Raw genomic sequence first — 13544 nt, 5'->3', positions numbered from 1 at the left:
TGTAGAAAGTTTCCCCCAGACCCCCTTCAAAGACTTTCAATACGAGTTGGTTTCCCCCTGTTTTGCCTGGCAAAACAGGGGGAAACCAACTCGCGTTAAAAGTTTTTGGAGGGAGTCTGAGGGAACCTTTTTACAAAAAGGTTCCCTCAGGGTAATTAATCAGAGTTTCCTTAAGTAAAGGAGGCACCCCTGCCTGCGGCCGGTCAGAGGACGCAGAGGTCTTTTATGGGGCAGCGTTCGCACTTGTCCGGGCTTCGCCGGGTGGGGCAACGGTCGAGGATGCCGAGACGGCAGATCGAGAAGTCGTACTTGACCGGGTCCTCGGGGTCGAGCGCCCTGAGCGAGTCGGTTATCTCCTCGGCCATTCGCCAGTCGCGGCTTTTGCGGGAGGTGAGCCCTATGTTGCGGCAGATGCGGGCCATGTGGGTGTCGAGGGGGACTACGAGCTTGGAAGGCGAGACATCGCGCCAGAGGCCGGCGTCGATTGAGTCGCCCCGGCGGACCATCCAGCGAAGATAGAGGTTGAGGCGCTTGCAGGGGCTTGAGTCGAGGGGCGAGGGGAAGAAGAAGCGCACCGTTGCCCGCGGCGGGAGCTCGCCGTCGCCGTAGAGACCGTCCCTGTCCAGGGCGAGGACTCGCCGCGAGAACGAGGCGAGCGCGTCCTTTATGTTGGGCGCCGAGGGGTCGTAGCCCTCGAGGAAGAAGCCGCCGATGGAGCCAGATCGCTCGATCATGAGCCTGGCGTAGCGGAAGAGGCAGGCTATGTCGGTGCCGTCGTTGAAACGGTGCCTGAAGCCTTCGAAGCGCTGTGCGTCGCGTCTGGCGTCGAAGCTGACGGCGGCGGCCCAGGGCCTCCATTCAACGGCGTCGAGCACGCGCCTTATGCTGCGCTTTATGCCCTCGACCCTCCCGTAGGCGAGCGACGAGGCTATGAGGCCCGCCACCTCCCTGTCGCCGGGGTCGTCGAAGATGTGGACGAACTCGAGCGGGTCCGGCGAGATGCGCGAGAGGTCGAAGCTTCGGTACAGGGGGTCGAGCCGCGCTCTGAGCTTCTCCGCGTTCATCGGCGCCTCCGCCGCGGCGGGGAGACGGAGAGGCCCAGCGACGCAAGCGTCTCGATGAGCTCGTCTACCGGCAGGCCCACGACGTTGGTGTACGAGCCCTCGACCCGCTCGACGAGCCTTGCGCCGAGGCCCTGTACGGCGTATGCCCCGGCCTTGTCCATCGATTCGCCGCTCGCCAGGTACTCCTCTATCACGGCCTCGCTTAGGGGCCTCATGGTCACGCGGCTCGTCACGGCCCTCCGTATGCTCCGCCCGGAGAGGGCGTCCGTCACGCACAGGGCCGTCACCACGCGGTGCGTGCGGCCCGAGAGTCTCCTGAGCATGGCCGCCGCATCGCTACCGTCCGCCGGTTTCCCGAGGATGCGGCCGTCGATGGCCACGACGGTGTCGGCGGCGACGACGAGGGCCTCGCCGACGCCTCTCTCACGGAGCCGCCCCGCCACGGTCCGCGCCTTCAGCGAGGCAAGGCGCAGGGCGTGGGCCTCGGGCTCCTCTCCGGCAAGGGGCCGTTCGTCCACATCGGGCGCCTCGACGGTGAAGTCGAGACCGAGACCCTTCACCAGCTCCCTTCGCCTCGGCGAAGCCGAGGCGAGCACGATACTCTTCTCCATGACCGGATATGGTAACATACGGCGCAGCTCCCCACAAAGAACAAATCCCTTTTCATGGAGGGCGATGGGGCGATAGGAAATCAACTCGCATTGAAAGTCTTTGGAGGGGGTCTGGGGGAAACTTTCTACAGAAAGTTTCCCCCAGGGTAATTAATGGGGCTTCGGAGGGGGTGCGTAAAAATCTTGCCCCCTGCGGCCTCGTTGGTGTAATCTATCTTCTCCCGGCCGGCGGGCGGGGGGAGGTGGGGAGCGCCGCGAGGACCCCTAAGGTTCGGGCAGGGGCGCCGCCGGGGAAGCGACGTGCTTTATGTAGAGCGTCATGACGTCGATCCTGTGCTCGAAGAAGGTATCGAAGTCAGGAGCGATGCGGGTGAGTATCCTTATGGCCGCGTAGGGGTTGTAACCGGCCTTCTCGGCCACGTACATGCCGCCCATGTCGGCCGCTATCTCGCGGGCGAGCTTTCTGGTGAGTTTGTCGGGCCTTATTATGGCGGGGAGGGCGGCCTGGCCGAAGTCCCGGCCGATGACGTGGGCCAGCTCGTGACCGATGACGAAGGCGAGTTCGTCGTCGCTGTCGGCGGCCTCGATGAGGCCCGACGTTATGACTACGGTGCCGTCGGGGAAGACGCAGGCGTCGGCCTTGAACTCGGGCATGACGACGATGTTGATCCGCCGCGACGTCGCCTCCTCTATCTTCGAGGCCACTTCCACCACCCGCGCCCTGAGCTCCTTTATGTCGGCCGGCCGGGCCGCGGCGGCCGACAGGGCCACGGCTACGAGCGCCATGAGTGTTATCTTTCCGGTTGCCTTCATCATTTCCGTTCACCCGGTCTCGCTGTCCGGTGACAGAGGGTCCGGCCCGAGGAACTCACAGGCCGGTACCGCCCTGTACTTTCTTATCGACCGTATCCGCCAAAAACTTGAACAACTGTAACCGGGATGGTTTCGAACGTCCCTCAAGTTTAACATATTTCAATGAGTAAAGCAAAGAGACGGGCGCGGCCGCTCATGGTGCAGGGTACGGCCTCCCATGTGGGAAAGAGCCTGCTCACGGCGGCGCTGTGCAGGATACTGAGGGAGCGGGGCCTGAGCGTTGCGCCCTTCAAGGCGCAGAATATGGCGCTCAACTCCTTCGTCACGGCCGACGGCGGGGAGATAGGGCGGGCCCAGGCCTTTCAGGCCGAGGCCGCGGGCATAGCCCCCACCGTGGACATGAACCCCGTGCTCCTCAAGCCCTCGGGCGAGTCGCGCTCGCAGGTGATAATACACGGCAGGGTCCACTCGGTCATGAGCGCCCGCGACTACCAGGGCTTCAGGCGCGAGGCGGCCCGTTACGTCCTGGAAAGCTACGAAAGGCTCGCCGGCCGTTACGACGCGGTCGTCATCGAGGGCGCCGGCAGTCCGGCGGAGATAAACCTGCGCGACGGCGACATAGCCAATATGGGCATGGCCGCCATGGCCGACAGCCCCGTGGTGCTGGTGGGAGACATCGACAGGGGCGGGGTCTTCGCCGCCTTTGTGGGGACGCTTGAGCTGCTGGAGCCCGCCGAGCGCCGGCGCGTGAAGGGCCTTGTGATAAACAAGTTCAGGGGCGACGCATCGCTTCTCGAGGGCGCCGTAGGGTTTGTCGAGGAGAGGACGGGCGTGCCCGTTCTCGGCGTGGTGCCCTGGTTCGACCGCAGGGGACTGCCCGACGAGGACGGCGTGGCCGTGGAGGGGCCTTTTGCGCAGGGGCGCGGCGCTACGGCCGGGGCCGCCGGGGGAACCGTGGTCGTGGCCGTGGTGAGGCTTCCGCGCATATCGAACTTCACGGACTTCGACCCCTTCACGGTGGAAGACGACGTGGAGCTTCGCTACGTGGACGACGCCGCCGCGCTCGCCGGGGCCGATCTCGTCGTGCTGCCGGGCAGCAAGAACACGATAGAGGACCTCGTCTGGCTCCGAGGCCGCGGACTCTGCGGGGCGATAAGGGAGCACGCAAGACGGGGGGGCATGGTGGCCGGCGTCTGCGGCGGCCTGCAGATGCTGGGGCGCTCGGTCGAGGACCCCTCGGGCGTGGAGTCGGGCGGCCGCTGCGAGGGGCTCGGCCTCGTGGAGGGCCGCACGCGCATGCTCGAGGTCAAGAAGACCGTCCATGCCAGCGGCGAGGTCGATATGAGTGGGGTGTGGCCCGGCGCCGGCCGCTACGAGGTCGCAGGCTACGAGATACACATGGGCGAGACGACGGTTATGGGATGCAGGCCCTTCGCCGTGGTCGGCGGCAGGGAAGAGGGCTTTGTCTCCGGCGACGGCTCGGTGTGGGGCACCTACATACACGGTCTCTTCGACGGCGACGGCTTCAGGCGGGCCCTCGTAAACGAGCTCAGAAGGAGAAAGGGGCTTGCGCCGCTACGCTCCGGCGGGCGGTGGGGCAGGGAGCGCGCCGCCGCCGTGGAGCGGCTCTCCCGTCTCGTCGAGTCGGCCATCGATGTCGATAAGATACTGGAGATAATGGGTCTCGCCGCAGATTCCGCCCCGTCGAGGCCGCCCGGCCATTCCCGCGCCGGCCGTGGCGGTTACGGAAATACTTGAAAGATCGTGCGGCTGTGCATAAAATATCAGTCCGGCCCCGAGAAAACCGACGAGGCGGCCGGCAGCGCCGGAGCCCGTCGCCACTTATGCTTATGGAGGTACGATGAGTTACTTTCCGGTCATATTCGTCTCCGCCATACTCCTTGACCTCGCCGTGGGAGACCCGAGGAAGCTTCCCCATCCCGTGCGCTGCATGGGCGGGCTCGTCACCTTTCTCGAAGAGCAGTTGCTGAAGCCCCACATGGACCCCGTGGCCGAGCGCAAGGCGGGTCAGTTCCTCGTCATAGCCACGGTCGGCGTCGTCTTCGTCGTCTCGGCGCTGGCCCTCTATATCGCCTGGCGCGTCCATCCCTTCGCCTACTTCCTCGTCGCCGTATACATGGGCTGGTCCGCCATCTCCATCAGGTCGCTCGACGAGGAGGCCACGGCCGTGATCGACGCCCTCGAAAAGGAGGGTATAGAGGAGGCGAGGCTTCGTCTCGCCGGGATCGTGGGCCGCGACACCGAAGGGCTCTCGGCCGAGGAGATCAGGAAGGCCGTCGTGGAGACGGTCTCGGAGAACACGTCCGACGGTGTCGTGGCCCCGCTCTTCTACCTCGCCCTGGGCGGTCCGGTGCTCGCCCTCGTATACAAGGCCGTGAGCACCCTCGACTCCATGGTGGGCTACAGGAACGCCAGGTACGTCAACTTCGGCCGCGCCGCCGCCATACTCGACGACTGGGCCAACTTCATACCCGCCCGCATAACGGCATGGCTCATGGTCTTCTCCTCGCTCGTGCTCGGAGGCGACTGGCGGAAGGCGGCCGAGACGGTGCGGCGCGACGCCCTCGACTCGCCGAGTCCGAACGCCGGCTATCCCCAGGCGGCGGTAGCCGGGGCGCTCGGCGTGCGGCTGGGGGGACCTTCCTCCTATGGGGGCGAAACCGTGGAGAAGCCCTTTATCGGCGACGGCGCAAGGGCCGTCGACGACGAGGCCGTCGCCTCGAGCGTCAAGATCATGTACGTCACGGCGCTGGTCATGGCGCTGGCTTCGCTCATAGTGCGCAGTATCCTCTTTTAGCGGGGCGCCGAAGACTCGAAAGGGGTCGTCGCGAGCCGAGGGCCGCAAGGGCCGCGGCGAAGAGTTCCCGATCCCCGGTTCATCCGCCGCACCTTCTTCATTCCCGGCCGGGCCGCCTGCGGCCCGGCCGGCTTCGGGAGGATTTCAAGCAAGATGTTGACCTTCATGAAATTCATTCACCTCTCTTCCATCGTCGTCTGGGTGGGCTCCATGGCCTTCTTCAGCTTCGTGGCGGCTCCCAGCATCTTCAAGGTCCTGCCGCGCGAGACGGCGGGAGACGTGGTGGGCGACATATTCCCCAAGTACTGGCTCATAGGCTACGTCTGCGGCAGCCTCGCCCTCGTCTCCATCATCGCCGTCGCCGTCTCGGAAGGTGTCTTTCCCCTTCTGAGGATGCTCGTAATCTGCGCGATGACTGGGGCCGTATTCTACACCGGCCTTGTGGTGGGCGAGGAGGCGAGGGCCATAAAGGCCCAGGTGCGGGCCGAGCGGGACGAGCAGGCGCGGCAGGCGCTGCGCGAACGCTTCAGGGAGGTCCATGCCCGGAGCTCGACCCTCAACCTCTCGATCCTCGCCGCAGGCTTCGTCCTCGTGCTGCTCACGGCGGTTAACATCGGGTTCTGAGCGCTCCGGCCGCCTCTCGGGGGACGGAGCCGGGGAGATCGGGCCGGCAAGGGCGTAAAACCCCGCCCGGCGCGGCAAGGGGGGGAGTCTCCCCCGACCGAGGGGGACCGGCAAGGGAGGTGGTGCCATGGCAAGGACTTGCAAGGAGGTCGAGCTCCTGGGCCTGTCGCCGGAGAGCTGCGACGCCGCCGCGGGCGACGCCGCCGGGAGGGCGTCGAAGGCGCTGCGCGGGCTTTCGCGCTTCGAGGTCGCGGGCCGGCGCCCAGAGACAGGATACGGCGGGGTAGCGCGGCTCCAGGCCGTGCCCAAGGCCCTCTTCTGGCTCGACGGACGTTAGAGATATGGATGGGCGTGAGTCGCTTCTTCCCATCTTCGCTCCGCGCTCCGTCGCCGTTGTGGGGGCCACCGACAGGGCGGGAAAGCTCTCGCAGGTCGTCATGGCCAACATGGGGGGCTTCGGCGGAGAGCTCTATGCCGTGAACCCCGCCCACGAGAGTGTTGCCGGCAGGAGGTGTTATCCCTCGCTCGCGGCCATAGGCGTGAGCGTGGACCTTGCGGTGCTCGCCGTCCCGGCGGCGGCGGCCGTCCGGGCCCTGGACGAGGCCCGCGGCTGCGTGCGCGCCGCCGTGGTCGTAAGCGGAGGCTTCGGCGAGGCGGGCCGCGAGGGCAGGGAGCTCGAGGCGCGTCTCGTGGAGATCGCCCGGCGCGACGGCGTCAGGCTCGTCGGTCCCAACTGCCTGGGCATCTACGACACCCTCTCGGGTGTAGACACCTTCTTCATCCCCCGGGAGCGGTCCGCCCGTCCGGGGCGCGGCCCGCTCTCCATCCTCTCCCAGAGCGGCTCCTTCGCCGTCACGGCCATGGACCTCCTGGCCTACGAGGGGCTGGGAGTGGCCAGGGTCGTAAGCTACGGCAACAAGAGCGACGTGGGCGAGGCCGACTGTCTCGACTTCCTCGCAGACGACGAGGCCACCTCGGTCGTCGCCCTCTACATCGAGGGCGTTGACGACGGGAGGCGTTTTGTCGAGGCCGCCGCCCGGTGCGCCGCCCGCAAGCCGGTCATGGCCGTCAAGGTCGGCAGGGAGGGGGCCGGAGTGAAGGCGGCCCTCTCGCACACAGGGGCCGTGGCCGGCCGCTACGAGCTGTACAGGGCCGCCTTCAGGGAGGCGGGCGTCATCGAGCTCGGCGGCTTCGAGGAGCTCATGGACGGCTGCAAGGCCCTTAGTTTCTTCTCTCCCGCCCGGGGCAGGCGCTGCGCCGTCATAACCGACGGCGGCGGCATGGGCGTCAACACGGCCGACGCGCTCAGCGCCCTCGGGCTCGACGTGGCCGAGCTGCCAGGCGAGGTGAAGAGGCGGCTCGAGGAGCGCTTTCCTTCCTACTTCGCCGTCTCCAACCCCATGGACCTCACGGGCAGCGTGACCGACCGCTGGTTCGCCGACGCCGTAGAGGCCGTGCTCGACGGCGACTTCTACGACGTGGCCGTCGTTGCCGCTCTCTGGGGGCCTCCCCGGCTCGGGGCCGGGCTGGCCGACCTGGTGGCGGAGGCGGCCGGCCGCTCCGGAAAGCCCGTACTCGTGTGCTCGCCGGGCGGGGAGTACACGAGACGCATGAACAGGCGCTTCGAGAGCCGGGGCATACCGGTCTTCCCCACGCCCGAGGCCGCCGCCAGGGCCGCGGCCGTGCTCTGCGGGGTGCCCTCTGCGGGGGCCGCGGCCGCGTCGTCTGCGAAAGCCGCCGCGGCCCTTCCCGAACGCGCCGTCTCTCACGCCCGCCGGATCGTCGGGGCCGCCCGCGCCGTCGGGCGCCGGGTCCTTACAGAGCCCGAGGCCAAGGAGATCGTGGGGGCCCTGGACATAGCCGTGCCCCGCTCGGTGGTCGTGGAGGACGCCGGCGTCCTCGCCGAAGCGGCCCGCGCCCTCACGCCTCCCCTTGTGCTCAAGGCCGTCTCGACCGATATAGTCCACAAGAGCGACGTCGGGGCCTTGCGCCTGGGGATAGACGGTCCCGAGGGGCTTGAGAGGGCCTGGGCCGAGATCGCCTCGCGCCTTGCCGGGACGGCGCCCGGGGCCCGCATCGAGGGGCTGCTCGTGGAAGAGACGGCCCCATCGGGCGGCGTGGAGCTCATCGTCGGGGCCTTTGTGGACGGGCAGTTCGGTCCGGCCGTCATGGTCGGCACGGGAGGCGTGGCCGTGGAGCTCTTCAAGGACGTGACGTTCAGGCTCGCTCCCGTCGATGAGGACGAGGCACTTGCCATGGTGGCCGAGCTCAGGGGTTACGCCCTGCTTGCCGGCTATCGCGGCCTGCCGCCGCGCGACCTCCATGCCCTGGCCGCATCGGTCGCCGCCGTCTCCCGCCTGATCTCGCAGCTCGGGGGCCTAAGAGAGATGGAGATAAACCCCCTCATCGCCTACGAAAGGGGCGTTCTCGCCGTCGATGCAAGGGTCGTGCTCACCTGAGCGCCCGAAAATGGGCTTGACTGCCGCAGTTCGACTTGTTATGTTTGTACGGCTTGCCGGTCTCTTCGACGGGCGGCGGTGACGGAATGGGTCGCCGCGCTCCTGGATGCCCTTGCGGACCCGCTGCGCACGACCGTCTATCGTCTTTCCGGTCACGGGAGCGGTTTCGTTTCCGCGGCCGTCCCGGACGGGTCCGTTACCCGTCCTTACCTGCTTGCGCCGGACAGCCGTCGACTTCATCGATACTTCACCACAGAGACAAGAGGTCTTTTCGCCGCGCAGCCGCGGAAGATGCGGCGGTGACCCTTTCACCGCGGTCGAGAAAGGACGGGCACTCAGTCCGATGAGCGAGGAACACGGCGGCGACATCTGGGGAGCCGCCCGGGCCCTGGGGGTCGGGCCGGGGGAGATAACCGACTTCAGCGCCAGCATCACCCCCTTCGGTCCCGGCGATGCCGCGCTCGAGGCCGCCCGGCGGGCCCTGCGTCTTGCGGGGGCCTACCCCGACAGGTCCATGAGGGAGCTCAGGGGGGCCCTGGCCCGCCTCTACGGCGTCGAAGAAGGCGAGGTGCTGCCCGGAAACGGCTCGACCGAGTTCATATACCTCGTCCCCGCCGTATTCGCGCCGGCCTCGGCCCTCGTGGTGGACCCCTGCTTCAGCGAGTACAGGGCGGCCCTCGAGGCGTACGGCTGCAGGGTCGAGGGGCTTGCGGCAAGGGAGGAGGACCGCTTTCTCCCCGACGGCGACGAGCTCTTCGCGGCCGTCGACGGCGGAGGCTACGACCTCGTCTGGCTCGCCAATCCGGCAAACCCCACGGGCGCGGCCATGGAGAGGGAGTTCGTCGTCGAGACGGCGCGGCGCTGCCTGCGGCGGGGAGCCGTGCTCGTCGTCGACGAGGCCTTCGCCGACTTCGACGAGTCGCTGTCGGTCAAAGGCGACGCCGTGGGCATGGAAAACCTCGTGGTGCTGCGCTCGATGACCAAGTTTTTCGCCCTCGCCGGCCTGAGGGTGGGGGCCGTCGTGGCCTGCCGCGCCGTGATAGAGCGCTTCGAGCGCCTTGCGCCGCCGTGGTCGGTGAACGTGGCCGCCGCTGCCGCCGCCGTGGCCGCCATCGACGACGCGGCCCATGCCGGGCGCATCCGTCGCTGGCTGCGCGACGAGGCCCCGCGCATGAGACGCCGCATCGAGGCCACCGGGGTCTGCGAGGTCTTCCCATCGGCGGCCAACTACTTCCTCCTCAAGCTGCGCCCGCCGGGGATTACGGGCCGGCACGTAAGGAAGCTGCTCTTCGAGCGCATGATGCTGGTAAGGGACATGAGGGGGTTCCGGGGCCTCGACGACCGCTTCCTGAGGGTGGCGGTAAGGCTCCCGGCCGAAAACGACATGCTTGCACGAGGGCTGGCCGCTGCCGCCGCATCCGGGCAACGGTCGCCCTGAGGGAGTGTTTATGTCTGTAACCGCCGAGTCAGGGGGCGCGCCCTTCGGCCTGCAGGTTTCCGCGCTCGCGGCAGGCGCCTTCTTTTTCCTCGTCCTCCTCTTCCCGCTCGGGGTCTCGGCGGAGGGGGACGAGGTGGACCGCCGCCTCGACGCCGTGGAGAAGAAACTCGACGAGATGATCGGCAGGTACAGGGCCGAGACCATGGCGAGAAAAGACATGGAGGAGATCAGGCCGAAGTTCGGCTACAACCTCGGTGCCTTCGGCGACGTCATCTACTCGACGGCCGGCAGGGAGAACGCCAACCACGGTTTCACCGTCGGCGACCTCGCCCTCTACTCGACGGCCAGTTACGGCGGCAGGCTCAACTTCCTCTTCGAGATGGAGATAGAGATAGACAACGACTACGCCGGGGTGGAGCTCGAGCGCCTGTGGGTGGGCTACACCTTCGACGACCGCCTTGCGCTGAGGGCGGGGCGCTTCCACACGGCGCTGGGGTACTGGAACAAGGAGTACCACCACTCGCGATATCTCTTCGTCACGGTGGAGAGGCCCTTCTTCCTGCAGTTCGAACACGACAACGGCGTCATGCCCGTACACATCGTGGGAGTCGAGGCGGCGGGCGCCGTCTCGGCCGCGGACTCCAGGATCCGCTACGAGTTCGAGGTCGGCAACGGCCCCGCGCTGAACACGGCCACCGGCGAACTCTCGCCGAACAACACGGCCGACAACGACGACGCGAAGCAGCTGGCCGGCCGCCTCAGCATAAGGCCCGACGCCGTGGCCGGCCTGACCCTCGGCGTGTCGGCCACAAGGTACTCGTTGGATACGCTGACGCGGAGGTGTGCGGACGTGCGTGTGCTCAACGCCTTCACGCACTACCTGCGGCATGGTCTCGAGCTCCACGCCGAGTACTTCATCATCTCCAACGCCCACCACCGGGCCGACGCCTACTACTTCCAGGCGGCCTACAGGCTCAACGCCTTCACTCCCTATGGGAGGTACGAGACCCTGGACTCCGACCCTTCCGATCCCTACTTCTCGAGCCTTGCCGGCGGGAAGAGCAGAACACAGTACATCGCCGGCGTCAAATACGACTTCTCCCCGCTGCGGGCGGTCCTGAAGCTCCAGTTCCGCCGCGACGAGATGGCGGGCTACCGCTCCTACAACGTCGTGGAGACGCAGTGGGCCTTCCATTTCTGAGGAGGGAGCCGTGAGGAGATCCCTTTTCATAGCGCTCTTCCTCCTCCTCTTCGAGACCTGCGCCTTCGGCGCCGATTACATCGTAATCGCCAATTCCCGGAATCCCATAGGCGATCTCGACAGGGAGACCCTCAGGGAGATATACCTGGGCGAGCGGCTCTTTGCCGGCGGCACGCGCCTTACTCCCATAAACCTCACCGAGGGAGCCGTCAAGGACGCCTTCCTCCGCGAGATAGTGGGCATGGAGGCGAAGGCCTACAAGCTCCACTGGATAAAGCTCGTCTTCCAGCAGGGCAAGTCATTGCCCAGGACCGTGGGCACCGTGGACGACATCCTCGATATCGTCCGCCGCGACAGGGGCGCGGTGGCCTACATCCCCTCCTCATGGTCTTCCGAGGTCGAAGGAGTCGACGGTATCATGGTGGTGGAGCCGTGAGGATAAGCATCAACACCAAGATAGTCGGCTCCTTCGTCGTGGGAGTGCTGCTGGCCCTGCTCTTCCTCTTCTGGAACTACATGATGATCCAGAGCCTGCTGACGGCCTTCAACAGGATGGGGGCCGTGTCGAAGAAGGTGGAGATAACCAGCGCCCTCCAGCTCCAGCTCTCCAGGCTGCGGCAGGCGAGCAGCGACTACCTCATAACGGGCTCCATCGAGAAGAGGGACGAGTTCGACCGTATAGTCACCGAGCTCTCCGCCCTTCTCGCCGAGCTGGACAGCTTCGGCGGCGACGTGGAGTGGAACAGGGCGGCCACGAGGGTGCGCCAGGGCATACTCAGCCTCAGCGACATGACGCTCGATCTCATGTACATCGACGACCCCGTGGGCGACAGGGACGCCGCAAGGCTCATGGAGGAGACGTCGAGGTTCGCCGACAAGGTCATAAGCGACGCCGAGGTCTTCCACATGCTCGCCGAGAACGAGTATATCGAGATGAGCAGCGATACGTCGGCGCTGGAGTCGAGGGTCCGGCTCTTCCTCTACCTCGTATTTCCCGTCATCGGCCTGCTCTCCATAGCCGCCCTCTACTTCAGTCTGAGGCGGATGATAACGGCGCCGCTGCGCACGCTATCGAGGTTCTCCGAGGGCATATCGAAGGGCGATTACTCGACGACCGTCAGGGTGGAGACGGGTGACGAGCTGCAGGACCTGGCCGAGGGACTCAACGCCATGGCCGAGGCCATAAGGGAGCGCGAGGCGAGGATGGTCTCCCTCGTCACCCTCATAGACACCATGAACGAGGAGCTTCTCAAGGCGAGCCGCTCCAAGAAGGCCTTCCTCGCCAACATAAGCCATGAGCTCAGGACGCCGCTTACCCACATAATGGGCTTTTCCGAGCTCCTGGAGATGGACATAGCCGACACCCTCTCGGAGAAGAACAAAAAGCACCTGGCGCAGATCCGAAAGAGCGCCTCCAAGCTGCTCAACCTCATAAACGACCTCCTCGAGTTCACCCGCTCCACGGTGGAGGTGGACTCCCACCCCGTCGCCGAGATCGACGTAAGGGAGGTCGTCGACGAGGTGGTGGCCGAGTTCTCCGCCCCTGCGGCGGAGAAGGAAGTGACGATCCGCAAGGCTATCGCCCCGGACGTGAAGACCATCTGGGCCGACAGGGCCATGTTCAGGCAGATGCTTGCAAGCCTCGTCTCCAACGCCGTCAAGTTCACCCCCCGCTCCGGTGTCGTGAGCGTGGAGGTCTCGACGGCGATGGACGAGAAGAGGCTCACGCCACTGCTGAGGGTGAGCGTAAAGGACACGGGCATCGGCATAGAGCCCGAGGCCCTGAGCCACATCTTCGACATCTTCGAGGTCGGCGAAAAACGCTACTCGAAGATGTACGACGGCATGGGCATCGGACTCGCCCTGACCAAGCGGTTCGTCGAGTTCCACGGCGGAAAGATATGGGCCGAGAGCGCCAAGGGCCGGGGCAGCGAGTTCACCTTCATCATCCCCGTCTCTCACGACAGGAGCGGTAGAAGACCGCCGGACCGACCCCCCGTTTGATAAGTACCGGCTTCTTCTGTTATACTTGGGGTGAGCCCGCCATGCCGCGGCGGAAAACTCCTTGAGGGAGCATCCGCGCTCACTCCAGGGTTCCCTCATGATTACAGCCCCATCGTATGTTATTCGGATCGTCGGCTGCACCGGGGGTTCGGCCCGCAAAGGCGTAAAAAATATCTCGCCCGGCGCGGCCCGAACCCCCGGTACGGCCTTCCGAGGCAGCAAGAAGGTTCCCTCGGTGCAGTAAATCAGGGTTTCCTTGCTCGCGGTTTCCCGGCCGCCGACCCGGAGAGTTAGGCATGGTTGAAAAGGTATCGTCTCTTCTTGTACTCCTCCTCGTGTCCGCCGCTTCGGCCCTTGCCGCCGGAGGCGCGGGGCCCTATTACGTCACCACCGTGGCCGGGAGCGGCCTTGCCGGCGGCGGCGACGGTCCGGCCCGCGAGGCGAGCTTCAACGAACCCACCGGCGTGGCCGTCGGTCCCGACGGCTACATATACGTGGCCGATTTCGCCGGC

At 66.3% G+C, this 13544-nt stretch carries 13 protein-coding genes; 10 read left to right on the top strand and 3 right to left on the bottom strand.

From position 1 onward, the window contains the following. Positions 1-203: 203 nt before the first annotated feature. From ENJ37_01005 to ENJ37_00995, 3 genes are all read right to left on the bottom strand, one after another. On the bottom strand, positions 204-1064 hold the full coding sequence (locus ENJ37_01005) for a TIGR02757 family protein (GenBank protein ID HHL39062.1): 861 nt from the start codon (positions 1062-1064) through the stop codon (positions 204-206). Beyond that, positions 1061-1675: a septum formation inhibitor Maf gene (locus ENJ37_01000; protein HHL39061.1), complete on the bottom strand. Its 615-nt coding sequence runs from the start codon at positions 1673-1675 to the stop codon at positions 1061-1063. Before ENJ37_01000 ends, ENJ37_01005 begins: the two co-directional genes overlap by 4 nt. Positions 1676-1939: 264 nt before the next feature. Further along, positions 1940-2491, bottom strand: coding sequence for a hypothetical protein (locus ENJ37_00995; GenBank protein HHL39060.1), 552 nt, complete (start codon positions 2489-2491; stop codon positions 1940-1942). Between the two features lie 159 nt (positions 2492-2650). Here ENJ37_00995 and ENJ37_00990 point away from each other — a divergent pair, with 159 nt between their 5' ends. The 10 genes from ENJ37_00990 to ENJ37_00945 all read left to right on the top strand — a co-directional run. After that, complete coding sequence (locus ENJ37_00990) at positions 2651-4246, top strand: cobyric acid synthase (protein ID HHL39059.1); 1596 nt, start codon at positions 2651-2653, stop codon at positions 4244-4246. 103 nt (positions 4247-4349) lie between these two features. After that, positions 4350-5306, top strand: a complete 957-nt coding sequence (gene cobD / locus ENJ37_00985) for a cobalamin biosynthesis protein CobD (protein ID HHL39058.1) — start codon at positions 4350-4352, stop codon at positions 5304-5306. A 153-nt stretch (positions 5307-5459) separates the two neighbouring features. Continuing rightward, positions 5460-5930, top strand: a complete 471-nt coding sequence (locus tag ENJ37_00980; GenBank protein ID HHL39057.1) for a DUF4149 domain-containing protein — start codon at positions 5460-5462, stop codon at positions 5928-5930. Between the two features lie 127 nt (positions 5931-6057). Further along, the gene (locus ENJ37_00975; GenBank protein ID HHL39056.1) at positions 6058-6267 is read left to right on the top strand and encodes a dodecin family protein; all 210 of its coding nucleotides are present in this window, start codon (positions 6058-6060) and stop codon (positions 6265-6267) included. 4 nt (positions 6268-6271) lie between these two features. Continuing rightward, positions 6272-8389, top strand: a complete 2118-nt coding sequence (locus ENJ37_00970) for a CoA-binding protein (GenBank protein ID HHL39055.1) — start codon at positions 6272-6274, stop codon at positions 8387-8389. Between the two features lie 106 nt (positions 8390-8495). Then, positions 8496-9827 carry a threonine-phosphate decarboxylase gene (locus tag ENJ37_00965; protein HHL39054.1) on the top strand — a complete coding sequence of 444 codons (1332 nt, stop codon included), beginning with the start codon at positions 8496-8498 and terminating at the stop codon, positions 9825-9827. Positions 9828-9837: 10 nt separating this feature from the next. Beyond that, entirely contained in the window at positions 9838-11028 is a 1191-nt protein-coding gene (locus ENJ37_00960; protein HHL39053.1) for a hypothetical protein, read from the top strand. Between the two features lie 10 nt (positions 11029-11038). Beyond that, positions 11039-11464 (top strand): hypothetical protein, encoded by a 426-nt coding sequence (locus ENJ37_00955; GenBank protein HHL39052.1) that lies wholly within the window; start codon positions 11039-11041, stop codon positions 11462-11464. Then, positions 11413-13032: a HAMP domain-containing protein gene (locus tag ENJ37_00950; GenBank protein HHL39051.1), complete on the top strand. Its 1620-nt coding sequence runs from the start codon at positions 11413-11415 to the stop codon at positions 13030-13032. The genes ENJ37_00955 and ENJ37_00950 overlap by 52 nt, the downstream gene beginning before the upstream one ends. Positions 13033-13328: 296 nt before the next feature. Next, positions 13329-13544, top strand: a 216-nt coding sequence (locus ENJ37_00945; protein HHL39050.1) for a hypothetical protein, incomplete at its 3' end; no start/stop codon positions are given.

Source organism: Deltaproteobacteria bacterium, from assembly GCA_011375175.1.
Classification (GTDB): domain Bacteria; phylum Desulfobacterota; class GWC2-55-46; order GWC2-55-46; family DRME01; genus DRME01.
Note: the sequence above shows the minus strand (reverse complement) of the source record. Positions and strands in the feature narration are given on the sequence as shown.